The organism is Extensimonas vulgaris, assembly GCF_003337425.1.
Taxonomy (GTDB): domain Bacteria; phylum Pseudomonadota; class Gammaproteobacteria; order Burkholderiales; family Burkholderiaceae_C; genus Extensimonas; species Extensimonas vulgaris.
Window position 1 is genome coordinate 125774 of record NZ_QPJU01000006.1, and the last position, 24713, is coordinate 150486.

Below are 24713 nucleotides of genomic sequence, written 5' to 3' on the forward strand. Positions count from 1 at the left end.
CGGCAGGCTTCAGCCGCGCTGGAAGCCTGGGGCGCCCAGTGCGGCGAAGCAGTCCATGATGTGTTCCGACCACGCGCCGATGTCACGCTGCCGAACCGCTTCGCCGAGCAAGGCCATGCGCGCACGCTGCTCCGGCTCGGGCATGTCCAAGGCCTGGTCGATGGCCGCGTCCATCTGGCTCAGGCTGTAGGGATTGACGAGCACGGCATCGGTGAGTTCCACCGCTGCGCCCGCGAATTCCGAGAGCACCAACACGCCGCTCTCCTCCACGTTTGCCGCGATATATTCCTTGGCGACGAGGTTCAGGCCGTCGCGCAAGGGGGTGATCCAGGCAATGTCGGCAGCACGATAGTGGCACAGCGTCTCGGCGAAGGACATGGCCGTGGTGGAAAAGACGATGGGTTGCCAGGCCACGTCGCCAAAATGCCCATTGATACGCCCCACCAACTGCTCTATGGATTCCTGCGCACTGCGGTACACCTTCATGCCGGGGTCGGCCGCCACGGCCGTGAGCAAGAGCTTGACACGGTGACGCCATTGCGGGCGCCGCTGCAGCAGGCGTTCGAAAGCGAGCAACTGCTCGCGCGTTCCCTTGACGTAATCGACGCGGCCGACCGACACGATGATCTTCTCGACACCCATGTCCCGACGGATTTCCTCCATGCGTGCGTTCTGCTGCGGCGCGCGCACCAACTGATGGATCAACTCCACGTGGGTGCCGATGGGAAAGGCGTCGATGCGCACCTCGCGCTCGCCCAGATACAAGGCTGCCGGCATGGTCTGCTCACTCAAGGCCGTCCCATTGCCGCGCAACTCGGGTGGGACGGGCGCCTCGGCAATGCGCACATCGCCGTGCACGGTCTGTGCCACGTGGGCGAAGTTGCGCGCGTAGCGCGGGATGTGAAAGCCCACCAGGTCGCAAGCCAACAGGCTGTCGATGATTTCCTTGCGCCAGGGCAGGATGTTGAACACATCCGCGTTCGGAAACGAGGTGTGATGGAAGAAGGCGATGCGCACATCGGGCCGATGCGCCCGCACGAAGGCCGGCACCAGCCAAAGGTTGTAGTCGTGCACCCAAACCACGGCCCCGGGTGCCGCCTCCTCGCAAGCAGCTTCGGCGAACAGGCGGTTGACCTCGCGGAAAGTGGCCCAATCGGTGTTCTGGGTCGAATAAAAGCTGGGAAATGCGTGGATGATGGGCCACAGCGCCTCTTTGGAGGTCACGTGATAGAACTGTGCGATCTGCTCGGCCGACAAAGGCAGGCGCACCACGTCGTAACGGCCAAAGCTGTCTTCGATGCTGATGCGGCGCTCGAACTTCGGCGCGCGCTTGGCCGGGCTCTTCTTCCAGGCGATCCAGCTGGCACTCTGGACACGGCCTATGAATCCCTTGAGTGCCGGTACGATGCCGTTGGGGCTCCTGTTTTCACGCAACTCGGTCTGCCCTGCAACGATATGCTCCTCATAGGGTTGGCGGTGGTAGACGATGACAAGCGATGATGGCATTTCATTCTCCTTGCTGATGAAAGCGCGCGAGCGCGTCGAGCACACCCGCCGCCCCCTCCTGCTCGCTGCGGTGAACGTGCGGCAGCTCGGCGAGCGCCCGATCCAGGCCCGGCTCGCGATTGGCGACGGCGACCGCCGGCAAGCCGGTTTGAAACATCGACAGGTCGTTCAGCGTGTCGCCGGCGACCAGCGTGCGCTCACGCGGAAGCCCCAGCGTGTCGAGCAGACGCAGCAAGGTCGGCCCTTTTTGCAGGCCACGCGGCAAAACGTCGAAATACAGGTTGTCCGAGATCAAGGGCTCGAACCCCGCGGCACGCACCTGCGCAGCGGCGGCGTGCGCGATGGCCGGGTCGTCAAAAAAATAGGAGCGGCGCCGGCCTTCGATTCCCGGCTGCAAGCGCAAGCCTGCATGGTTCGCCAGCAAGGCCTCGATGCGCGCGGGTGCGTCGGCTGACCAATGTGCATCCAGCCACGGCTCGAGCTCCGGATGCGGGGTGAGCGCCTCTCCGACGTGTACCGTCGTGCCCACGTCGCCGATGCAATGGTCGGGCCGCACGGGCAAGGATTGCGCCAGTTCGCGCATGAAGCGCTGACCGCGACCGCTGACGAAGATCAAAACGATTTCCGACCGATGGTGCGCGATCCAGTCATACAAGCGCGCACGCGCGGCGGCATCTCCGCCCAAGAAGGTTCCATCGAGGTCGGTGGCAAGAATGCTCAGTTTTTCCGTCATGGCATCTCCATGCATGGCCGCTTCGGCGTACAAGCCATAGATGACACGGGGCTGGCTGCCACGTGAAGCGGTAAAGGGAGTCCGATGGTGGAGCATCGCCGCCTGGCGGCGCGATCCGAACCCAGCACGAAGCTGGCACCGTGACACAGAGAGCCCGGCGTGGCCGGGCGGCGAAAACAATGGCGACGCACTGGGCGCCAGTGCGCCACGGCCAGGCATCGAATGCCAGGTACGGACTTGAGAGCCTGCTGAAATAGGCTCTTAGTCCCCGGGCGGGCCGCAGCGCAAAAAGAGGGTGCCAACCAACTATACCACGTGCCCGCACGGCGACAGCGGCGAGCGCCCCGGAGGCGACGGGCCCGGCGCGCTCACCCCGCCTGGCAGATGCGCAGCACTTCCTCGCCGTAGGCCTGCAGCTTTTTGCTGCCCATGCCGCTGATGCCTTGCAGCGCCTCGAGCGTGGTGGGGCGCTGCTCGGCGATGGCAGCGAGCGTGGCGTCGTGGAAGATCACGTAGGCGGGCAGGTTGTGCGCGCGTGCGACTTCGGCGCGCCAGGCCTTGAGGTTGATGAAGCGCGCCTGCGCGTCGGGCCCGAGCGCGCTGGCGGCCGCCGGCGGGGCGGCAGGGCGGCGTGTGCGGCGCACGGCGGGCGCGGGTGCGGCGCTCGCGGCGCGCAGCTGCACCGCGCACTCGCCGCGCAGCACGGCGCGCGAGCCTTCGGTCAGGCACAGCGTGTCCACGCTGCGCCCGCCTTCGAGCAGCACCTTGTGCACGCCCACTGCGCCCAGCGCCAGCAGCTGGCGCAGCACGCCGCGCAGCTGCGCTTCGCTGAACTCGGCGCCTATGCCGAAGGTGGAAAGCCGCTCGTGCCCGAACTGCTCCACTTTTTCCGTCTTGCGCCCGCGCACGATGTCGAGGATGTGGCCCACGCCAAAGCTGATGCCGCTGGCCTGCTGCGCGCGGTAGATGGTCGAAAGCAGCTTGCGCGCGGCCTCGGTCGCGTCCCACACTGCGGGCGGTGCGAGGCAGTTGTCGCAATTGCCGCAGGGCGTTGCCGCTTCGCCGAAGTAGCCCAGCAGACGCACACGGCGGCAGTCGGTGGCTTCGGCCAGCGCCAGCAGCGCGTCGAGCTTGTCGCGCAGCGTCTGCTTGAACGCCTCGGCCGCGGGGCTTTCGTCGATCATGCGGCGCTGGTTCACCACGTCCTGCAGGCCGTAGGCCATCCAGGCGTCGGCGGGCAGGCCGTCGCGGCCCGCGCGGCCGGTTTCCTGGTAATAGCCCTCGATGTTCTTGGGCATGTCGAGGTGCGCGACGAAGCGCACGTCGGGCTTGTCTATGCCCATGCCGAAGGCGATGGTGGCGACCATCACCAGCCCTTCTTCGCGCAAAAAGCGATCCTGGTGCTGCTGGCGCACCGCGTGCGCGAGGCCCGCGTGGTAGGGCAGCGCGGGGATGCCGGCCTCCTGCAGCAAGGTGGCGACTTCTTCGACGCGCCGGCGCGACTGGCAATAGACGATGCCGGCCTCGCCCGCGTGCTCCTGGCTGATGAAGCGCAGCAGCTGCGCGGTCGGGTCTTTTTTTTCGACGATGCGGTAGCGGATGTTGGGGCGGTCGAAGCTGCTCACGAACTGGCGCGCGCTTTCGAGCTGCAGGCGCTCGACGATGTCGGCGCGCGTGAGCGCATCGGCCGTGGCCGTGAGCGCGATGCGCGGCACCTCGGGGTAGCGCTCGTGCAGCAGCGTGAGCGTGCGGTATTCGGGGCGAAAGTCGTGCCCCCACTGGCTCACGCAGTGCGCCTCGTCGATCGCGAACAGGCTCAGGTGCCCCTCGTGGTAGAGGCTGTCGAGCAGACCCAGAAAGCGCGGCGTGTTGAGCCGCTCGGGCGCCACGTAGAGCAGCGTGAGCGCGCCGGCGAGCAGGCGCAGCTCAACCTCCTGCGTGGCTTCGAAGTCCTGCGTCGAATTGAGGTATGCGGCCTCTACACCGGCCTCATGCAGCGCGCCGACCTGGTCGTGCATGAGCGCGATCAGCGGCGAGACCACGATGGCCACACCGCGCCCCTGCTGCTGGCGCACGATGGCCGGAATCTGGTAGCACAGCGACTTGCCGCCGCCTGTGGGCATGAGCACCAGCGCATCGCCGCCGGCGATCACGTGCTCGACGATGTCCTGCTGCGGGCCACGGAACTGTTCGTAGCCGAAGACCTCGTGCAGGACGCTGTGCGCGGAAAGGGATGACACTATTTATTTGGTAGCTACTAGCGCTTGCTACATGAGCGCTAAGGGCATATTTTTGCATAAACTCTGGGCGGCGAGCCCCAGCGGCGCAGAGGGGGCAAAATCCGCACTAGCATTGCATCTTCGAAATTCACGATCTCAAAAGGAGAACCTGCACCATGCCCACCTTGTTCGATCCCGTGCAAGTCGGTGACCTGCATCTGGCCAACCGCATCGTCATGGCGCCGCTCACGCGCAACCGGGCACCGGGCGCCGTGCCCACGCCGCTCATGGCCGAGTATTACCACCAGCGTGCGAGCGCCGGCCTCATCATCAGCGAGGCTACCGCGATCACGCCGCAGGCGCAGGGCTACGCGGACGTTCCCGGCCTCTACAGCGTCGAGCAGCTCGACGGCTGGCGGCGCGTGACGCAGGCCGTGCACGCTGCCGGCGGCAAGATCGCGGTGCAGCTGTGGCACGTGGGCCGCGTCTCGCACGTCGAGCTGCAGCCCGACTTTCAAGCCCCCGTCGCGCCCTCGGCGATCCGCGCGCACACCAAGACCGTGCTCTTGAAAAACGGCCAGCCCGTGTTCGTGGACACCTCCGAGCCGCGCGCGCTCGACGCGAGCGAGCTGCCCGGCATCGTGCAAGACTACCGCCACGCGGCGCGCAACGCCATCGCGAGCGGTTTCGATGCCGTCGAAATCCACGCCGCCAACGGCTATTTGCTCGAACAGTTCCTCAAGAGCAGCACCAACCACCGCACCGATGACTACGGCGGCAGCATCCCGAACCGCGCGCGCCTGCTGCTCGAAGTGGTGCGCGCCATCGTCGATGAAATCGGCGGCGGGCGCACGGGCATCCGCCTCTCGCCCGTCACGCCTGCAAACGACATCGACGAGCCGCATCCGCAGCCGCTGTACGAATACGTGGCCAAACATCTGGCGCCGCTGGGCCTGGCCTACGTGCACGTGATCGAAGGTGCCACGGGCGGCCCGCGCGAGCGCCCCGAGCGGCCGTTCAACTACGCCGCCTTCAAAGAGGATTACCGGCGTGCCGGCGGCAAAGGCGCGTGGATGGTCAACAACGGCTACGACAAGGCGATGGCCGAGGCGGCGGTGGCTTCAGGCGCGGCGGACCTCGTCGCCTTCGGCCGCCTCTTCATCGCCAACCCCGACCTCGTGGCGCGCCTGCGCCGCAACGCCCCGTTGAACACGCCCGACCCGAGCACGTTCTACGGCGGTGGCGCCAAGGGTTATACCGACTACCCCACGCTGGAGTGACCCCGGGGGCGCGGCGCACGCGCCGCGTCAGCGCGCGCGGCAGATTTTCAGCATGTTGGTGCCGCCCGGCGCGCCCATGGGCTCGCCGCAGGTGATGGCGTAGATGTCGCCGCTTTGCACGATGCCGCGCGCCTTGAGGTGCGCCTCGGCCTGCGCGAGCGCGGTGTCGCGGTCGGCGCTGGTGTCGGCGAGCAGCAGCGGGCGCACGTTGCGGTACATGGCCAGGCGCCGCTGCGTGGCCACCTTGGAGGTCAGCGCGTAGATCGGAATGTGGATGCGGTGGCGGCTCATCCACAGCGCCGTGGCGCCGCTGTCGGTCAGCGCCACGATGGCCTTGGCGCCCAGGTGGTGCGCGGTAAAGAGCGCGCCCATGGCGATCGACTGGTCTATGCGCGTGAAGCGGTGGCCGCTGAAGTCGGCGTCCTGCAGCGGGTCTTCGGAGGCCTCGGCGGCGGCGCAGATGGTGGCCATTTCCTGCACCGTTTCGAGCGGGTACTTGCCCGCGGCCGTCTCGGCGCTGAGCATCACCGCGTCGGTGCCGTCGAGCACCGCGTTGGCCACGTCGCTGACCTCGGCGCGCGTGGGCACGGGGTTGTGGATCATGCTCTCCATCATCTGCGTGGCGGTGATCGCCACCTTGTCAAAGGCGCGCGCCATGCGGATCATCTTTTTTTGCAGCGCGGGCACGGCGGCGTTGCCGACCTCCACGGCGAGGTCGCCGCGCGCCACCATGATGCCGTCGCTCGCGCGCAAAATTTCTTCGAGGTGCGGGATGGCCTCGGCGCGCTCGATCTTCGCGATCAGGCCCGGCTTGTGGCGGAACTCGGCCCCGGCCACGTTGCACAGCTGGCGCGCCATTTCCATGTCGGTGGCGCTCTTGGGAAAGCTCACCGCCACGTAATCGGCCTGAAAGCCCATCGCGGTGCGTATGTCTTCCATGTCCTTGGCGGTCAGCGCGGGCGCGGTGAGGCCGCCGCCCTGCTTGTTGATGCCCTTGTTGTTGGAGAGCTCGCCGCCCACTTTCACGATGGTCTCGACCGCGTCGCCATGCACGGCCTCGACCTGCAGCACGATCAGCCCGTCGTTGAGCAGCAGCACGTCGCCGGGTTTTACGTCGTGCGGCAGCTCTTTGTAGTCCAGGCCCACGCCGTGCTCGTCACCGGGCTCGGTGCGTGCAGCGTCGAGCACGAAGCGCGCGCCCGGCTGCAGCTGCACGCGGCCGTTGGCAAACTTGCCGACGCGGATCTTGGGGCCCTGCAGGTCGGCCATGATGGCCACCTCGACCCCCGAGCGCTGCGCTGCGGCGCGCACCATGGCCGCGCGCTCGATGTGATCCTGCGCCAGCCCGTGGCTGAAGTTGAGCCGCACCACGTTGACGCCGGCGCGGATCATGGCTTCGAGCAATTCCGGCGTGCTTGACGCAGGGCCGAGGGTGGCAACGATCTTGGTGGCGCGCAGTGCGGGCATGATGGGGCGGGTCAAAGTGGCGATGCGGGCATTGTTCCACACGCGCCGGCGCCCCGCGCAGACGGGAGGCAAGGTGCGTCAGGCAACGCGCACGCGGTGCCGTGCGTCAGGCACCGCGCATCAGCGCCTCGATCTCGTCTGCTGCCACGGGCACGTCGCGCGTGAGCAGCTCGCAGCCCTGCGCGGTCACGAGGGCGTCGTCCTCGATGCGGATGCCGATGTGGTGGAAGGCCTCGGGCACGCCGGGCGCGGGGCGCACGTACAGGCCCGGCTCGATGGTCAGCACCATGCCGGGGCGCAGGATGCGGCTCGGGCGCTCGGTGATGGTCTCGCCCGACAGCGGGTCCTGGCGCACGCTGGTCTGGCCGACTTCGCCAGGCTCCACGTAGCTGCCGCAGTCGTGCACGTCCATGCCCAGCCAATGGCTGGTGCGGTGCATGTAAAACGCAAAGTAGGCGCGGCTCGCGATCACGTCCTGCGCCGTGCCCACCTTGTTTTTGTCGAGCAGCCCGAGGTCGAGCAGCCCTTGTGCGAGCACGGCCACGGTGGCCTCGTGCGGCGCGTCGAAGCGCGCGCCGGCGCGTGTGGCGGCCACGGCGGCCTGCTGGCTCGCGAGCACCAGGTCATAGAGCGCGCGCTGCGGGCCGGTGAATTTGCCATCGGCCGGAAAGGTGCGTGTGATGTCGCTCGCGTAGCCGTCGAGCTCGCAGCCCGCGTCGATCAGCACCAGCTCGCCCGCGCGCAGCGGCGCGTCGCTCGCGCGGTAGTGCAGCACGCAGGCATTCGCGCCGGCGGCGACGATGGCGTCGTAGGCCGGGTACTGCGCGCCCTGCTGGCGGAATTCGTGCAGCAGCTCGGCTTCGAGGTGGTACTCGCGCGCGTCCTCGCCCGCACGCAGCATGCGCGCCGCGCGCTGCATCGCGCGCACATGGCCACGCGCGCTGATCTGCGCCGCGCGGCGCATGGTGGCCTGCTCGTGCGCGTCCTTGACGAGGCGCATCTCGTCGAGCAGCGTGCACAGGTCATTTTGCGCCGCCGGGCACAGCGCGCCGTAGCGTGCGCGCGCGCGCACCGCGGCGAGCCAGCCCTCCACGCGCGCCGCCAGGCCCGTGTGCGTGGCAAACGGGTACCAGACGCAGGCGCGGTTTTCGAGCAGACGCGGCAGGCGCGCGTCCAGCTCGGCAAACGAATAGGCCGCATCCACGCCCAGCGCCGCGGGCGCGGCCTGCGGGCCCAGGCGGTAGCCGTCCCAGATTTCGCGCTCCATGTCCTTGGGCTGGCAAAACAGCGTGCTGTGGCCGTCGCCCGTGAGCACCAGGCAGGCATTGGGCTCACCAAAGCCCGTCAGGTAATAAAAGTAGCTGTCGGGGCGGTACTGGTACTGGTTGTCGCGGTTGCGCGGGCGCTCGGGCGCCGTCGGAATGATGGCAATGCCGCCCGCGCCCAACTGGGCAGCCAGGCGGGCGCGGCGGTCGGCGTAAAGAGAAGAGGGGGGCATGGCGGGTATGCGAAGGGAGCCGGAGACGGAAATGTGTGAACAGGCAAGTATCGGGGCTTTTGCGCGGCGTAGGGAAATGCGGGTTATCGGCGCAGGACGGGCTGCCGTTGCATCGCTGTTTCCCACACGGCTGCGCGCGCAACGCACCCCTGCCTGCGCGTCAGAGGATCGCCGCTCGCTTCGGCAAAAAGGGGCGGGAATCTGCACAATCATGACCCACCAACCACCCCGCCGTTGACGCCGGCTCAACCAGAGATTCTTGATGATGAGCAGTTCCTCTTTCCCTTCCGCGACGCCAGCGCGTTCAAGCCAGCTCGCCACCGTTTTGCGCGTGACGAGTGGCAATTTCATGGAGATGTTCGACTTTTTCCTGTTTGGGTTTTATGCCACTTACATCTCCAAGGCATTCTTCCCATCGGACAATGAATACGCCTCGCTGATGATGACCTTCATGACCTTTGGCGCCGGCTTTCTGATGCGGCCCTTGGGTGCAGTTTTTCTCGGTGCCTATATCGACCGTGTCGGCCGCAGGAAGGGTCTGATCGTCACGCTGGCGCTGATGGCCATGGGCACGGTGTTGATCGCTTTTGTGCCCAGCTATGCGAGTATCGGACTGCTCGCGCCCACCCTGGTATTGATCGGTCGCCTGCTGCAGGGCTTTTCGGCCGGGGTCGAGCTTGGCGGCGTATCAGTCTATCTTTCCGAAATGGCGACACCGGGGCACAAGGGCTTCTATGTGAGTTGGCAATCGGCGAGCCAGCAAGTCGCCATCATCGTGGCGGCCGCACTGGGGTATGCGATCAATGTGTGGATGGCGCCGCAGCAGGTGGGCGAGTGGGGCTGGCGCGTGCCGTTTTTCATCGGCTGTCTGATCGTGCCAGTATTGTTCCTGCTGCGCCGTTCACTGCAGGAAACGGTGGAATTCGAGCAGCGCAAACACCGCCCCTCCCTCGGAGAAATTTACCGTTCCATGGTGCAAAACTGGCGTCTGATCCTCGCAGGAATGCTGCTGGTGTCCATGACCACCGTGTCGTTTTACTTGATCACCGTCTACACCCCGACTTTTGGCAAGAGCGTGCTCAAGCTCAGTACCGTCGATGCGCTCGTGGTAACTTTTTGCGTGGGCATTTCCAACTTTTTCTGGCTGCCCATCATGGGCGCGTTGTCTGACAAGGTGGGTCGCAAGCCACTGCTGCTGCTGTTCAGTGCGCTGACCATTCTGACGGCCTACCCAGCCTTGGTATGGCTCACGCAGGCACCATCGTTCATGCGCATGCTCGAAGTGGAGCTGTGGCTGTCGTTTTTGTATGCAAGCTGGAATGGTGCTGGGGTGGTGGCGTTGACCGAGGTGATGCCGGTCGAAGTGCGCACCGCCGGTTTTTCACTTGCCTACAGCCTGGCCACAGCCTTGTTTGGCGGTTTTACACCGGCCATTGCTACTGGACTCATCGAGCTAACGCACAACAAGGCAGCGCCCGGCCTTTGGATGGCCGCTGCCGCCGCTTGCGGGTTGCTGGCTACCTTGATTCTGTACCGCCGTGCGGCAGTCGAGGGGCGCGCACTTGCCCATCAGCGCGCCACCAGCCTGACCCCATAGCTCGCGCTGCCTGCGGCCCAGGCGAGCAGGCGGTCGATGTTGGGGTGCTTGCCGGGGTGGGCCTGGGCGTCGGCCAGGTGCTCGCCGTACCACTGCAGCCCCTCGGCCGCCGCGGCAGGCGTGATGGCGCCACCGTGTTTTTGCGCCAGGGCGTGGTACACGGCCAGCGAGCCGGCCTGGCCGGGCTTGTTTTCTATCGTGGCCACGACCTGGCCTTGTGCGTCGAGCAGTTGCAGGGCGGCGAGGTGGGCGATGGCGGGGAGTTGCTGGAGGCGGGTGGCGAAGTTCATGGGGGTTGTTTGTTTTGCGGCGGCAAAATGTAATCGGTGGCCCGAGAGCATATCGGGACGCAAGGAGGCCCCGGAGCTTCTTCTGCATTGACGCGCAGCGAAAATGCGCTCGCGTGCCGGCGGGCTGTCCTTCCGGCAGGTTGAAGAAATCACACGATCAGCAAGGAGAGGTACATGGCGAGAAGAAAGGAAAGCGGCTTGGCCGATGCTTTGTTCGACTTGACGGCAGCCTTGCCGTGGTGGGTGGGCGTGGTGTTGGCCGTCATTGCCTACGCGGTGCTGAACCGGTATGCCGTGATGGAGGTGCCCACCACGCTTTCGGCAGGCCAAAAAGGGGGCGACATGCTGTCCGCGATGGTGATCAAAGGGCTGGCCGTGGGCGGGCAATATCTGGTTCCCTTCATCTTGTTGGCGGCGGCGGCTGCCTCTGCCATTGGCCGGCGCAAGCGGCAGGGGTTGATTGCCGAAGTGGGCAACGATGCTACGGGCGCGGCGCTGCGCACCATGGGCTGGCGCGATTTCGAACTTCTCGTTGGCGAGGCTTTCCGCCTGCGCGGCTATGCCGTGACCGAATTGGGCGGGAATGGTGCCGACGGCGGTGTGGACCTGACATTGACCAAGGGCGGCGAAACTTTCCTCGTCCAATGCAAGCGCTGGAAGGCATTCCAGGTGTCCGTCGAGGTCGTGCGCGAGCTCTATGGCGTGATGGCGGCGCAGGGGGCTGCTGGTGGCTTTGTGGTCACTTCGGGGAGCTTCACTGAACCGGCGCGCAATTTCGCCCAAGGACGGAACATCGAACTGATCGACGGCCCTGCGCTCAAGAAGATGATCGATGCTGTGCGGCCCGCAGTCGCAAGCAAGGAAAAAGCGGCAAGCGCACCGGCTGTGGCTGCCGCGCCAATGGCGGCGCCGGTTTGTCCGCTGTGTGGCAGTCCAATGGTGAGACGATTGGCCCAACGGGGCGCCAATGCCGGCAAGCCGTTTTGGGGGTGCAGCCGTTATTCGCAGACCAAATGCGGAGGGACTCGAGCTATTGAGTAGTAAGGCCCTTGGACTGGCGTATGGAGCCGCTGCCAGCCTACCGATTCAACTCCGCCAGCCGCTCGGGTGTGCCCACGTCGGTCCAGGCGCCGGTGTAGATCTCGGCGCTGACCTGGCCTGCTGCGATGGCGCGGCGCAGCAGGGGCGCGAGTGGCGCAGCCACGCCGGCGGGGTTGCCGGGGGGGATGTCGCACCAGGGCGGCTCGAACAGCGCGCGGCGGTACAGCGCGTAGGTGCTGAAGGTGTGGCGCGTGCTGCCTGGCGGCGCTTCGTTGCGCGCCATGCCGTCGGGAGACAGACCGAAGTCGCCCTGGGGGTGGTGCGGCGGGTTGGGCACCAGCCACAGATGGGCCAGCAGGCCGCTGGCGGCAAAGCGCTCGACGGCGGTGCGCTCGAAACAGAAGCCGGGCGCGAACACGTCGCCCGCCACCACCCAGAAAACGTCGTCCGCTGCGGGCGCCAGCAGCGGCAGCGCGCGCGCGATGCCGCCCGCGGTTTCGAGCGCGGCGCCGAAGTCGCGGCCTTCGGGGGAGTATGAAATCGATAGCTGCTTGCGCGCGTCAGTATTGCCTTGGAGAGCAAAATGATCTGAAAAATGGGCGCAGATCTGCTCCCCCAGCCAGGCGGTGTTGATGACGGCCCGCGTGACGCCCGCGGCGGCGAGCGCGCGCAGGTGCCATTCGAGTAACGGGCGCCCCTGCACGCGCAGCAGGGGCTTGGGAGTGTGGTCGGTCAGCGGGCGCATGCGCTCGCCGCGGCCTGCGGCGAGCAGCATGGCGGGGGCTTGGGGCGCGGGGGCGGGAAAAGGGTTCGTCTTGGCGTGCATGGAGCGTACGGTAGAAACCCCTGTTGTGCCTGGGCGCTCTTTGGGTGCTCTGAAGACCGCCATCACCTTCAGGGCTGACGCAAGCGATCTACCGTTGCATGCAAGTCGCGGCTCCAGGTGCGGCGATCACGGCCCTGCGCGCGTTCGGGGAGGCCGAAGTGCACCACGGCCTCGATGGGCGCGGCGCGCAGGGTGCGCCATAAAGAGCCCAGCATGGTCGCATTGCCGGTAAAGGTGGGGGCAAAGCTGCGCTTGCCGGTGGTTTTGTCCAGATAACACAGGCCCACGGGTTGCACCGGCGCATCGATGGCAATCGCCGCTTGCAGCAGGTTCGGATGAAAAGGCCGCAGCGTGTGGCCGTCGCCCGTAGTGCCTTCGGGGAAGATCGCCACGACCTCGCCTTGTTGCAGGGCCGTTTGCACGTTGCGCACGACGCGCGCCGTATCCCGCCGCGAATTGCGATCCAAATACAGCGTGCCGGCAGCACGCGCGAGCACGCTCACGAGCGGCCAGGACTGCACGTCGGACTTGGATACGAAACGACAGTAGCGGGTGGCATGCAAAACCGAGATGTCGAGCCACGAAGAATGGTTGGCCACGAGCAGCATGGGCCCGGCGACGGGCGGCTGGCCGACGATGCGCAGCGAAACCCCGATGATGCGCAACATGGCCTGCGCCCAAGCCTGTACGCGCATCTGCTGTTCTTCGGGCGACAGGCGTGGAAACCGCAACAAAGCCACGCCCACGCCATCGAGCACATGCCAGAGCAGCCGCAAAAAACGCCAGCACGCGAGGGTTCTACTCATGGTGGAGTCGTTCCTGGGGCAAAGGATTCATGCACGTTCGAAGGCAATCCTGCCGCCCATCACGGTGCAGCGCACCTGGCCGGGAAGTTCGTAGCCCAGAAACGGCGTGTGCTTGCCCTGGCTGCGCAGCGTGTCGGCACGCACGCTCCAGTGTGCCTGCGGGTCGAAGATGCACAGGTCGGCCACGCCGCCCTCGACGATGCGTCCCAGGCCTGGGTGATCCGGCGCATTGCCGAGCACGCCCGCCGGCGCGCTGCTGACCACGGCGAGCGCGCGCGCCAGCGGCACGCCCTGGTCTTGCGACCACTTGAGCGCGAGGCCGAGGAGCAGTTCCAGCCCCGTGGCGCCGGGCTCGGCCTCGGCAAAAGGCAAAGCCTTGGCGTCCTCATCGACCGGCGTGTGGTCGGACACGAGGGCGTCTATGGTGCCGTCGGCCAGGCCCGCACGGAGCGCGTCGCGGTCGCGCGCCTGGCGCAGCGGCGGCGCGAGCCGCGCGCGGCTGTCGAAGTAACCCATGTCGGTGTCGGTGAGGTGCAGCGAGTTGATGCTCACGTCGCAGCTCAGCGGCAGGCCTTCGGCCTTGGCGCGGCGCACCAGTTCGACGCCTGCGGCGCTCGAGAGGCGGCACAGGTGCACGCGCGCGCCCGTGCTGCGCTGCAGCTCGAAGATGGTGTGCAGGGCGATGGTTTCGGCCGCCACGGGCACGCCCGCCAGGCCCAGGCGCGTGGCGAGCGCGCCGCTGGCGGCCACGCCGCGCCCCAGGTGCGCATCCTGCGGGCGCAGCCACACGGTGTAGCCGAAGGTGGCCGCGTATTGCAGCGCACGCAGCAGCACCTGCGTGTTGGGCAGCGGCACCTCGGCCTGACCGAAGCCGACGCAGCCGGCTTCGCTGAGTTCGGCCATTTCGGTCAGCACCTCGCCGGCCAGGCCGCGCGTGAGCGCGCCGAGCGGGAACACGCGCGCGAGGTGCAGCTTTTCGGCGCGCGACTTGAGCATTTCGACCAGGCCGGGCTCGTCGAGCACGGGCTCGGTGTCGGGCAGGCACACCAGGCTGGTCACGCCGCCGGCCGCAGCGGCGGCCATTTCGGACTCGAGCATGCCCTCGTGCTCGTGCCCGGGCTCGCGCAGGCGCGCCGCCAGGTCCACCAGGCCGGGCAGCACGATGCAGCCGCGCGCATCGAGCACGCGCCGCGGCACGAAGTCCGCCGGCGCCGGCCCGAGCGCGAGGACGCGCCCCGCGGCCAGCGCGACGTCGCAGTGCTGGTCGAAGCCGCTGGCCGGATCGATCACGCGGCCGTGCTGGATCAGTAGGTTCATGGTTTTTTGGATGAAAATGGCCTCTAGCCCTTATGTATCAAGCGCTAGCAGCTATCAATAAAGGACTTTTCGTACGCTCCGCCCCTCAGGCTTCATTACCCGCAACGATGGACATCACCGCCATGCGCACCGCGATGCCGAAGGTGACCTGCGGCAGGATCACGCTCTGGCGGCCGTCGACGACGGCGGAGTCGATCTCGACGCCGCGGTTGATCGGGCCGGGGTGCATGACGATCGCGTCGGGCTTAGCCCAGCGCAGCTTTTCGGGGCTGAGGCCGAAGTGCTTGAAGTATTCCTGGCGCGAGGGCAGCAGCGCGCCGCTCATGCGCTCGTTTTGCAGGCGCAGCATGATGACCACGTCGACGTCCTGGATGCCTTCTTGCAGCGTGTGGCACACGCGCACGCCCATGGGCGCCATGTCGGCGGGCACCAGCGTGCGCGGGCCGACCACGCGCACTTCGGCCGCGCCCAGCGTGGTCAGCGCGTGGATGTCCGAGCGCGCCACGCGCGAGTGCAGCACGTCGCCGACGATGGCCACCGTGAGATTGCTGAAGTCTTTTTTGTAGTGGCGTATGGTGTACATGTCGAGCAGCCCCTGCGTGGGGTGCGCATGCCGCCCGTCGCCCGCGTTGATCACGTGCACATGCGGCGCCACGTGCTGCGCGATCAGGTAGGGTGCACCCGACTCGCTGTGGCGCACCACAAACAAGTCCGCCGCCATGGCGCTCAGGTTGGCGATGGTGTCGAGCAGCGATTCGCCCTTGCTCGCCGAACTGCGCGCGATGTCGAGGTTGATCACGTCCGCCGACAGCCGCTTGGCCGCGATCTCGAACGTGGTGCGCGTGCGCGTGCTGTTTTCGAAAAACAGGTTGAACACGCTCTTGCCGCGCAGCAGCGGCACTTTTTTGACCTCGCGGTCGTTCACGCTGACGAAATTGTCGGCTGTGTCGAGGATCTGCAGCAGGATGTCGCGCGGCAGGCCCTCGGTGGACAGCAGGTGGATCAGCTCGCCGTGCGCGTTGAGCTGGGGATTGCGCCGGTGCAGCACGCTCAAGCCTCCTCGATTTGAAAGTGGAATTGGCCCTGCGCGTCGCGCGCGAGGGCGAGCGACTGCGTGGGCGGCAGCGCCACGCGCGCCGCGGCGAAGTCGGCCTGCACGGGCAGCTCGCGCCCGCCGCGATCGACGAGCACCGCCAGGCGCACGCGCGCGGGGCGGCCGTAGTCGAACAGCTCGTTGAGCACGGCGCGCAAGGTGCGCCCGGTGTAGAGCACGTCGTCGAGCAGCAGAATGTCGGCCCCTTCGACGTCGAAAGGCAAGGTCGTCTGCGCACTCGCGCTCAGGCCGCGCTGGGCGAAGTCGTCGCGGTGCAGCGCCGAAGACAACACGCCGGGCGCGCCGGGCAGGCCCAGGTCTTTTTGCAGGCGCTCGGCCAGCCACGCGCCGCCCGAGGCAATGCCAGCGAGCCGCGTCGCCGGCGCCATGAGCGCGCGCACCCCGTGCAGCAGTTCGCGGTAGAGGGCCTCGGCGTCGAGCACGAGGCGGCCGGCGGCGGCAGGCGGGGGGGAACTCATGGCAGGCTCCTCAAAAATTGCTCCAGGATGATGCAGGCGGCGCCGGCGTCGGCATCCGGCGTGCGCGCCTCGGCCAGCGCTGCGGTGGTACTGTAGCGCTCATCGACCTCGTACACCGGCAGACCAAAGCGCCCGTGCAGCTTGCGCGCGAACTTGCGCGCACGCACGGTGTTTTCGTGGCTCGCGCCGTCAGGATGAAAGGGCACACCGACCACCAGCGCATCGGGCTGCCATGCACGGATGCGCCGCGCCACCTCGGCAAAGCGCGCGTCACCCGCGGCATGGATGCTGGCTTGCGGGCTCGCGCTGCGCAACAGCCGCGTGCCCACGGCCACGCCGGTGCGCCGCAGGCCGTAGTCAAAAGCCAGAAAGGTCTGCAGGTGGGCGGGCACGGGCGCAGACTCGGACGCTTGCGCGGGCAAGTCGCCCCGTTCGTCGCTTTTCATCACGCATGCCCCGCCTCGGCGCTGAGCATCCAGGACTGCAGCCCGAGCAAGGCCAGGGCGCGGTCGTAACGCTCGGACACGGGCGTGTCGAACAGCACCGCCAGGTCGGCCTCCACGGTGAGCCAGGCGTTTTCGCGCAGCTCGGATTCGAGCTGGCCCTCGCCCCAGGCGGAATAACCGAGCGTGATGAGCAGGCGCTGCGGGCCGCCACCGGTCGAAAGCGCCTCGAGCACGTCTTTGGACGTGGTCATCTCCAGGCCGCCGGGGATGCGCAAGGTCGAGGCGTAGAGGGTTTCGTCCTGCGGCTGCGCATCCCCAGCAGCAGTAGGGTGCACCGCTTCATGCAGCACGAAGCCGCGATCGGTCTGCACCGGCCCGCCTTGCAGCACGGGCTGCGCGGCGAGGTCGGCACGCTGCAGCGGCAGGTCGAGCTTGTCGAACAGCTGGCCCAGCGTGATATCGCTCGGTTTGTTGATGATGAGCCCCAGCGTACCGCGCTCGTTGTGCTCGCACACATAAACCACGCTGCGCGCGAACAGCGCGTCGCGCACGCCGGGCATGGCGATCAGGAAGTGGTGCGTCAGGTTCATGGGCGCGGGATCGACAGACATGCGGGCAATTCTACGGGTAAGCGGGCGCCACAAGCTCAGCCGCCGAGCTGCACGCAGGCTGCCCGCGCCAGCACTGCGATCCAGCCTGGATCGTCAGGCCTAGTGTAGTGTTCGACGCTATCTGCGACATAAAACCGCGTCTTTTAGGCCTGGGCCGCGTTGCAAATCCTCGCGATACCACCCGGTATCGCTGCGGTTTGCGCCTTGCCCAGACCAAAAATCCATCGGTTTTATTGGTCGCATCAAGCATCAAACACTACACTAGCGCCGCGAGCAGAAAACCGGCCTTCCCTCAGCCGAGGCTGGGCCTGCCACCCCTGTCCTGGGGGCTGATCTGCAGACCCTCGCCCACTGGCGGAGCACCGGCCGCAAGCCGCAGGCGCAGTGACATATCGGTGCGGTTGTCGGCATGGGCCAAGGCCTCTTCGGCCGTGATGACACCACGCTGCTGGAGCTCGTACAAGGAGTGGTCAAAAGTGCACATCCCCGGCTCGCCGCTGCGCTCGATCGCGACCCTGAGCTCGTCAATTTGCCCTTTCTGGATCAGCTCGGCCACGTAGGGTGACCACAACATGACTTCGGTCGCAGGCACGAGCGGGCCTGGCACGCTTTTGACCAGCCGCTGGGCCACAATTGCGCGCAAGTTCAGCGACAAGTCCATCAGCAATTGCTTGTGCGCCTCTTCAGGGAAAAAATTCAAAATCCGCTGCACGGCCTGGCGCGCGTTGCTGGCGTGCATGGTGGAGACGCACAGGTGCCCGGATTCCGCGTAGTGCAGCGCATGCTGCATGGTGCTGCGGTCGCGGATCTCGCCGATCATGATGACGTTCGGCGCCTCGCGCATGGCGTGACGCAGAGCATCATCGTACGAGCGCGTGTCCAGGCCGATCTCACGCTGGGTGATGAGCGATTTTTTGTGCCTGTGCAAGTATTCGATGGGGTCTTCCACGGTCAGGATGTGGCCTGTCGCGCTCTCGTTGCGGTAATTGAGCATGGCTGCCAGCGAGGTGGTTTTCCCCGAGCCGGCCGCGCCCACGGTGAGCACCAGGCCCGCTTGCAAGAAGGCAAGTTGCTTGAACACATCGGGCAAACCCAATTCACCGAGCGAGGGAATCTGTGCGGTAACGTGGCGCACTACCATGCCCACGTTGCCGCGCTGCTGATGTACATTGATCCGAAACCGCCCCACCTCTCCCATCTGAAAAGAGAGGTCGCATTCCATAGTGGCCTCGAACTCGTCGATCTGCGCTTTGCGCATGACCGAGTAGGCCATCGCGCGGATGTCCTCGGCGCCCAATGGGGTCTGCATGATGGGTGTGAAGTCCCCCTGGCGCTTGAGCGTGGGCGGTGCTCCTGCAAACAAAAACAAGTCTGACGCATGCTCGCGCGCCATCAGCGCAAGATAAGAAAGCAGGCGGCTGTCGCCCGCGAAAGTGCCTGGCTTATTTGTAGATTCCATGGTCTTTGATCGCCGTGAATGGGTTCCAAAAACCGCCCAGTCGACGCTCCTGCATCACACAAGGGCGGCTGCTTTGAGCGTCGCGTAGTGCGCAATCAGACCGAGCAACTCTTCATCGGAATAGGGTTTGCCGAGGTAATGATTGGCGCCCAGCTCAAGCGCATGCTCGCGGTGTTTTTGAGCAATGCGCGAGGTGATCATGATGACCGGCAGGTCATGCATTGCCTGGTCCGCACGGATAGTGCGCAGCAGGTCGAAGCCGTCCATGCGCGGCATTTCGATGTCGGATAGCACCACCGCAGGGCGCTCCTGCTGCAACCGTTCGAGCGCCTGCAGCCCGTCTGCAGCCAGCGCCACGCGGTAGCCTTCGCGCTGCAGCAGGCGCTGGGTGACGCGGCGCACGGTGATGGAGTCATCGACCACCAGCACCAGCGGCACATGGCTCGATCCGTGCAGCACATGAGGAGCGTGCGGCGTGCCTGGTTGCGTTCCCGGCACGGCGGTTTCGAGCACGGCCGGCAAACCCTCACCTGCGGCCCGCACCCGATCCCCATAGACAGTGGCCAAGGCCACAGGGTTGTAAATCAATACCACCGCACCCGAAGAGAGCACGGATATCCCGGCCAGCCCCGGTAAGCGGGACAACTGTGGCCCAAGTTGTTTGACCACGACTTCCTGGTTGCCCAACACTTCGTCCACATGCATGGCAATGCGCTGGGCTGCGCTGCGCGCGATGATCACAGGGCGGTTTTTGCCCACAGGCTCGTTGCTGCGCACCGAAGATTGAAGCATTGCCCCTGCCCAGAAAAACGGCAGGCGCTCCCCGGCCTCCTCGTAATATCCCGTACGGTAGGCCTGCTCCAAGTCGTCTGCGGTGGCACGTCGGACGATCTCTACGAGGTTCGCAGGCATGCCTACCGTCAGATGTCCGGCACGCAGCAATACCACTTGGGTTACCGCGGTAGTCAAAGGCAGGATGAGGCGGAAAGTCGTGCCCTTTCCAGGAACGCTCGAAACCTCTACACGCCCACCCAACGCATTCACTTCCGAACGCACCACATCCAGACCTATGCCACGCCCGGCGAGACCAGAGACCTCGGACGCAGTGGAAAATCCCGGCTGGAAAATCAGGTGGGCAACATCGGCATCGCTTGGATCGGTGCCCGCTGCGAGCAGCCCTTGCGCGAGGGCTTTGGCACGAATGCGCGCCAAGTCCAGTCCACAGCCATCATCACGGAATTCGAGGGCTACGTCATTCCCTTCATAGTGCACGTCGATGTCGATCGCACCCGCGGCAGGCTTGCCCTGGGCGAGGCGCTGCTCGACAGGCTCTATGCCATGTGCTACACAATTGCGCAGCAAGTGCTCGAATACCGGCACCATGCGGTCCAGCACGCCGCGATCCATCTCGATCGAGCCGCCACGCAGGTGCAGCTGCACTTGCTTGCCGGTCTCTTTGGATGCTTGGCGTACCAGTGTGTACAGACGCTCTGCGATGGCGTCGAATTCCACCATGCGTGTGCGCAACAGGTCGCGCTGTAAATCTCGCGCCTGCCGTCCCTGTTTGCTGAGTTCGTCCTCTGCCCCTTCGATGGCGCGCTGCAGGTTGCGCTGCACCGTGGCCACGTCATTGACCGACTCGGCCATCATGCGGGTCAGTTCCTGTACGCGCGTGAAACGGTCGAATTCCAACGGATCGAAACCCGTCGCGGAGTCCTTGGTCTGCGCGAGACGGGACTGCATTTGGGACTCGGCCTGCACCTCGATATCACGCAACTGCTGTCGTAAACGCTCGAGATTGCTCGTCAGCTCGCCTAGAGAGCCGCGCAATTGCGCCACATGCGCATCCAGCCGAGAGTGACTGATCAGCACTTCACCCGCCTGGTTGACCAGGCGATCGAGCAGGGGTGCGCGCACGCGCACGGATGGGGCGCTGTGCAGCCGGGCCAACACCAACGGCGCTGGCCCGGGCAGGGAGGGCTCCGGCGTGGAGGGTGTGGGGTGGTCTGCTGCAGTGTTTGGCAGTGGCTCTTGTGAGTCCGTTTCCTGCGCTGTATTCGATGCCTGCGCCGTCGTAGGGGGCGGCAGCAAGGGCGCCTGAGAGGCTTGCGCCGCCTGGAGACACAAGTCATCGAAATGCGACTGGATGGCATCGAAGCCGCTCAGCAAAGACTCGACTTGCACGGTCTGAAGATGGTGCATATCGAGTTGCTCAACCAGCGACTCCAGCCGATGCGCCATTTCCCCCAAACGCATGGCACCAGCAAGGCGTGCGCTGCCCTTGAGCGTATGCAGAGCGCGCAGCGTGGCATGGCGTGCCTCCATATCCCCGGGCCGCGAAGCCCATTGCCGCAGTGCGCTGCCGAGTTGCGGTAAAAGCTCCTGCGCCTCCTCCTCGAAAATGGGGAATAAATCGGGGTCTATGGTGTCCTTGGCATCGATGTCGCTGCCCAATTGCTCGACCACGCTCCCTGTCATGGCTGCAGGCTCCGGCAGATCAGGCGCCGTTGGCGGCGCAGGCAGCGGAGGCGTTTCGGTGGGTTTCGGGGGGACGGCTTCTACCTCAAGCGCGAGCGACTTCTCATCAATGTCCGCTTGCGTTTGCAAGGGCATCGCAAGGGTGGATTCCTCGGTATCCAGAATTTGCTGCAGTTCTTGCAGAATCTGGGCATTGGGTGATTTGAGAAAACCTGCAGCAAACTGGTGCAACAAACGCCGTATGTCTTGCCCTGCTGCCAGGAAGGTCTGCGCTTGCGCAGCAGTTCCCGCCGCCTGCAGCTGCACATGTTGCAGCGCATGCTCGAGCAAACGCGCCATATCGGACAACGCCCGGAAGCCCACCGTAGCTGAGCTGCCAGCAAGGGAGTGCGCCCATGCCACGGCGTCGTCGGGGATGGGGGCGCTGGGGTCAGATGCCCATTCCTGCAAACAATTTTCGAGGGCACGCGACCATTCGTCGGCCTCATTCAAGTAGACGTTGTAGAGCGCCACCCCGATCCGCAAATCGCCGATGATTTTGACCGAGTCCTGTTCGCTTTCGCTCGCAGGTGCCGATGGCGCTTCTTCTTTTTTTGTCAGTGATTTTTCCGCCGCCGCTGACCCGAATTGCGCAGCTTGCTCTGCATCTGCCGCATCGGACGGTGGTGCCGATGGCTGCGACTGCATGAAAGCCGCAAAAGCATCCTGCGTATCCAGGAGTTCCGTTTCGCTTTCTGGCGCAGATGGGGGGAACATATCATCGGGCGCATGTTCGGGCGCCAGCTGCGCGATGACCGTAGGCGCAAAGCCCTCCGCTGCTTCTCTTTTCTCTTCTTTTTTCTCTTGCGCTGCTGCAGCAAACTCAGAGAAATCGACTTCTTCTGCGACGAAAGCAGCCCCTGGTACGAAATCGACCGGCTCGAGGTTCGTGGAGGGGTCAAGCTCTGTCTGAAAAGCCGTTTCGGCGAAGCTTGTGCTTGGCTCGAATGCGGACTCAGAGGGAGGAGAGGTTTCCTCTGCCTCCTGGAGTTCGGTGGTTCCTTCCGTGGGCTCAACTGCGGGTTGATCCGTGGGTGTGGCGAGCGGTATCAATGTGCCGTGCAGGCGCATTGCGTCGGCTGAAACCCGAAATACTTGTGCATTCCAATGTGTGGCTGTGCCTGAACCGATGTCGTTCGCCCATTGTCCGAACGCGTGCAATGCATCACTGGACAATTGCAGCATTGCGTAAGGGATGGGCTTTTGTTCTGCAAGCCAAGCATTGAGCACTTGCTCCATGGCCCATGCCGCCTCGCCAAATTCCCCGAGCCCAACCATGCGCGAACTGCCCTTGAGCGTGTGAAAAGCGCGGCGCAACGTGGTTTGTTCGCTGAGGTCTGCAGGCATTTCCTGCAATGCGGCAACGGCTGCCAAACCTGTGTCCACCACTTCACGCGCCTCCTCGAGGAAGATGTCGCGCAAATCCTCTTCAGCTTCGTCTTTTTCCTCGGCGCGCGCGTCTGCTGGTGCAGTCAAGACCGTCTGCAAAATGGTTTGCAACGGCTGCTGCAGGGTGTCCTCCTGCGGCCATGGGGTCGTGGTTGCTTCATCCGCAAGTGCTTCTGCGTTCGCAGAGGGGTCTTGCGCAGCGGACAGGGGGGCGAAATCGGTGGGAGGTTGCGCAGATTCCGGCGCCGGAAAGCGGGGCAAAATTTGCGGCTGCGGAACGTTTGCACGTTCCCGCAATAGCACAGACGGCTCGCGCGCGTCGTCGGTCGTGCGCATCCGGGCTTTGCTCGTCAAAATGCGCAGCTCGCCCAGGGTTTCGTCGTAGACAAAGAGCCGGCGCGCCATGTTGCGCTGGTAGCTCAGCATATCTATCAGGAAGCCCAATGCCCCTAAGCTGTTCCCAAGTCGTTCAAAGGCTTGCAGGCGTTCTTCGGCAGTGATGTGGCCGACGAGCAAGCGTTCCACGATGTCACGCATGCGTGCCATGGCCAACGCTGCCTGATCGATACCCAGCACGGAAAGCACGCCACGCATTTGCGCCATGCGCGCTGGCACTGTCGCCAGTGGGGTGGTGTTGTCGGGCGCACGGAAGAACTGATCCAAAGCCACTTCCACCTCACCCAAGGTCGTGCGCAGTTCAGCCACCACGCTGCCCATGGTCTGCTTGTCGCTGATGCGGCGATAGAGCTCCTCCATCCATGGTTCCAAGGGTTCCGGCTCGGCCCCATTGCGCACGGCGGAGAGTCGCTGCGCCAGACGCTGGGCGCGCAGGGCCATCTGCGCGTCATCGGCGTCAAAGCCCTCGAATACCGCCTGCAGATACAGCACTGCGGTCGCGACTTCCATTGCAAGGGCCGGTGTGGGGAGAGTGCCAGACTGACTGGTCGCTTGGACTGCCTGGGCCAATGCCTCGGCGAGTGCTTCGCTACCAGGTAACAGCTTGCGCAAAGAGTCGCAGACCAAGCTGAACTGGTCTGCCGCTGGCTTGAGCTTGCTGCGATCCCCCCCCGCTAATGCCGACCAGATTTCGGCTGCGGCAGCCATGCGTTTGCGCGCCTGCGCCAGCAGCACGGGGTCGAAACGTCCGAAGCGTGGGGTTTCATAGGAGACGGGTTCGACGTGCTCCAGGCCATACGAGCGCCGCACCGCGCCGAGCACGGGGTAGGCATCCACAGCCTCGGGGCTCGGTCTGGCTTGTGCACAAAAAAACAGCAAATCCTGCAAGAGCCGCTCGGCAACCCCGTCTTCGCCTTTGGCGAGCGTGGCGTACTGCATGAGCACGCGCGAAGCCACGCGTTTCACATAAATGTCTGCGGGCAGCAGGCCGCCTGCAAGCGCTTCGAAGAAACCGGCACAGATTTTCCAGAACGTCCGCGTGCGCACATCGTCCTGGGCCGCTGCGAAACCCAAGCAAATGTCGCGCAAACGCCGCGCTGCGGAGGGATCGCCCGACTTGACGACTTGCAGCACGGCAGCGTCGAGCATGGAGCGCGCTGAAGCGCCATAGGGCAGTGGGGCTTGTGCGCTGTGCACCTCGGGTTCGCGCAAGCGTCGCTCGGTCGGCCAGAGATCCGCAGGGTGGACGCGTTCGGCGCCTGCCAGTTTCTGCACGTCGCGGTATTGCGGGAACAAGGCCACGGGGGAGGTGGACTTGCCTGCCAGCACATTTTCAAGGTACTCGACCAGAGCAAAGCTCGCGCGCTCTACGACAGTCACCGCGTCCTGCGTGCAAAGTTGCGGTTGCTGGACAAACTTGTGCACGGCAGCTTCCATGGCACGCAAAAGCAACGAGGGAGGGGCCATGCCCACCATTTCGAGCGCGCCGCTGGCCTGGTGCAGCTGTTGCCTGGCAACGCGCAGCGGCCCCGCATCCAATGCACCCAGGTCGGACTTGGAGGCCTCCTCTGCCTCGCGCATGAAGTGCCGCATGGCTTTGCTGGCAGCGTTCAAAGACTTGCGCAATTCATCGAGCACCCAGGCCAGAGGCCCAAGGTCTTGCTCTTGCACGCCTGCCTCTGCCGCCGGTGTCGGATTCACATCGAGAGATGGCATGGAGTTGTTCCCGGCTGCTTGAAGCCT

Annotated in this window: 18 protein-coding genes; 3 read left to right on the forward strand and 15 right to left on the reverse strand. The window is 65.4% G+C overall.

Features of this window, described 5'->3' with window-relative positions; all coding sequences use genetic code 11:
- Positions 1-9: 9 nt before the first annotated feature.
- The 3 genes from ggpS to recQ form a co-directional block, all read right to left on the reverse strand.
- On the reverse strand, positions 10-1506 hold the full coding sequence (ggpS, locus tag DFR45_RS09865) for a glucosylglycerol-phosphate synthase (RefSeq protein ID WP_114483558.1): 1497 nt from the start codon (positions 1504-1506) through the stop codon (positions 10-12).
- Position 1507: 1 nt separating this feature from the next.
- The gene (locus tag DFR45_RS09870) at positions 1508-2239 is read right to left on the reverse strand and encodes an HAD family hydrolase (protein ID WP_241659355.1); all 732 of its coding nucleotides are present in this window, start codon (positions 2237-2239) and stop codon (positions 1508-1510) included.
- A 368-nt stretch (positions 2240-2607) separates the two neighbouring features.
- Positions 2608-4479 (reverse strand): DNA helicase RecQ, encoded by a 1872-nt coding sequence (recQ, locus tag DFR45_RS09875; protein WP_114483560.1) that lies wholly within the window; start codon positions 4477-4479, stop codon positions 2608-2610.
- Positions 4480-4634: 155 nt separating this feature from the next.
- Between recQ and DFR45_RS09880 the strand changes: the two genes are divergently transcribed.
- Positions 4635-5738 carry an alkene reductase gene (locus DFR45_RS09880; RefSeq protein ID WP_114483562.1) on the forward strand — a complete coding sequence of 368 codons (1104 nt, stop codon included), beginning with the start codon at positions 4635-4637 and terminating at the stop codon, positions 5736-5738.
- 27 nt (positions 5739-5765) lie between these two features.
- On the opposite strand, the gene pyk is transcribed toward DFR45_RS09880, so the two are convergent.
- Both pyk and DFR45_RS09890 read right to left on the reverse strand, forming a co-directional pair.
- On the reverse strand, positions 5766-7205 hold the full coding sequence (gene pyk / locus DFR45_RS09885; RefSeq protein WP_114483563.1) for a pyruvate kinase: 1440 nt from the start codon (positions 7203-7205) through the stop codon (positions 5766-5768).
- A gap of 106 nt (positions 7206-7311) precedes the next feature.
- Entirely contained in the window at positions 7312-8703 is a 1392-nt protein-coding gene (locus DFR45_RS09890; RefSeq protein WP_114483565.1) for an aminopeptidase P N-terminal domain-containing protein, read from the reverse strand.
- Positions 8704-8965: 262 nt separating this feature from the next.
- Between DFR45_RS09890 and tcuC the strand changes: the two genes are divergently transcribed.
- Entirely contained in the window at positions 8966-10300 is a 1335-nt protein-coding gene (gene tcuC, locus DFR45_RS09895) for an MFS transporter (protein WP_114483567.1), read from the forward strand.
- Here the strand turns inward: tcuC and DFR45_RS09900 are convergent.
- Positions 10273-10590 carry a DUF2322 family protein gene (locus tag DFR45_RS09900; RefSeq protein ID WP_114483568.1) on the reverse strand — a complete coding sequence of 106 codons (318 nt, stop codon included), beginning with the start codon at positions 10588-10590 and terminating at the stop codon, positions 10273-10275. The genes tcuC and DFR45_RS09900 overlap by 28 nt on opposite strands.
- Positions 10591-10764: 174 nt before the next feature.
- Between DFR45_RS09900 and DFR45_RS09905 the strand changes: the two genes are divergently transcribed.
- Positions 10765-11631: a restriction endonuclease gene (locus tag DFR45_RS09905; protein ID WP_114483569.1), complete on the forward strand. Its 867-nt coding sequence runs from the start codon at positions 10765-10767 to the stop codon at positions 11629-11631.
- 37 nt (positions 11632-11668) lie between these two features.
- Here DFR45_RS09905 and DFR45_RS09910 read toward each other — a convergent pair whose 3' ends face one another.
- The 9 genes from DFR45_RS09910 to DFR45_RS09950 all read right to left on the reverse strand — a co-directional run bounded on the left by DFR45_RS09910 (position 11669) and on the right by DFR45_RS09950 (position 24686).
- A complete protein-coding gene (locus DFR45_RS09910; protein WP_114483570.1) occupies positions 11669-12457 on the reverse strand; it encodes a nucleotidyltransferase family protein in 789 nt (262 codons plus the stop codon).
- A 68-nt stretch (positions 12458-12525) separates the two neighbouring features.
- The gene (locus DFR45_RS09915) at positions 12526-13263 is read right to left on the reverse strand and encodes a lysophospholipid acyltransferase family protein (RefSeq protein WP_114483571.1); all 738 of its coding nucleotides are present in this window, start codon (positions 13261-13263) and stop codon (positions 12526-12528) included.
- A 27-nt stretch (positions 13264-13290) separates the two neighbouring features.
- On the reverse strand, positions 13291-14580 hold the full coding sequence (locus tag DFR45_RS09920) for a dihydroorotase (RefSeq protein ID WP_114483572.1): 1290 nt from the start codon (positions 14578-14580) through the stop codon (positions 13291-13293).
- Positions 14581-14665: 85 nt separating this feature from the next.
- A complete protein-coding gene (locus tag DFR45_RS09925) occupies positions 14666-15628 on the reverse strand; it encodes an aspartate carbamoyltransferase catalytic subunit (protein ID WP_114483644.1) in 963 nt (320 codons plus the stop codon).
- A 2-nt stretch (positions 15629-15630) separates the two neighbouring features.
- Positions 15631-16152 carry a bifunctional pyr operon transcriptional regulator/uracil phosphoribosyltransferase PyrR gene (pyrR, locus tag DFR45_RS09930; protein WP_114483573.1) on the reverse strand — a complete coding sequence of 174 codons (522 nt, stop codon included), beginning with the start codon at positions 16150-16152 and terminating at the stop codon, positions 15631-15633.
- On the reverse strand, positions 16149-16598 hold the full coding sequence (gene ruvX / locus DFR45_RS09935) for a Holliday junction resolvase RuvX (protein ID WP_114483574.1): 450 nt from the start codon (positions 16596-16598) through the stop codon (positions 16149-16151). The genes pyrR and ruvX overlap by 4 nt, the downstream gene beginning before the upstream one ends.
- A complete protein-coding gene (locus tag DFR45_RS09940; RefSeq protein WP_114483575.1) occupies positions 16598-17209 on the reverse strand; it encodes a YqgE/AlgH family protein in 612 nt (203 codons plus the stop codon). The genes ruvX and DFR45_RS09940 overlap by 1 nt, the downstream gene beginning before the upstream one ends.
- A gap of 292 nt (positions 17210-17501) precedes the next feature.
- A complete protein-coding gene (locus DFR45_RS09945; RefSeq protein WP_114483576.1) occupies positions 17502-18668 on the reverse strand; it encodes a PilT/PilU family type 4a pilus ATPase in 1167 nt (388 codons plus the stop codon).
- Positions 18669-18722: 54 nt separating this feature from the next.
- A complete protein-coding gene (locus DFR45_RS09950; protein ID WP_114483577.1) occupies positions 18723-24686 on the reverse strand; it encodes a hybrid sensor histidine kinase/response regulator in 5964 nt (1987 codons plus the stop codon).
- Between the last annotated feature and the right edge of the window lie 27 nt (positions 24687-24713).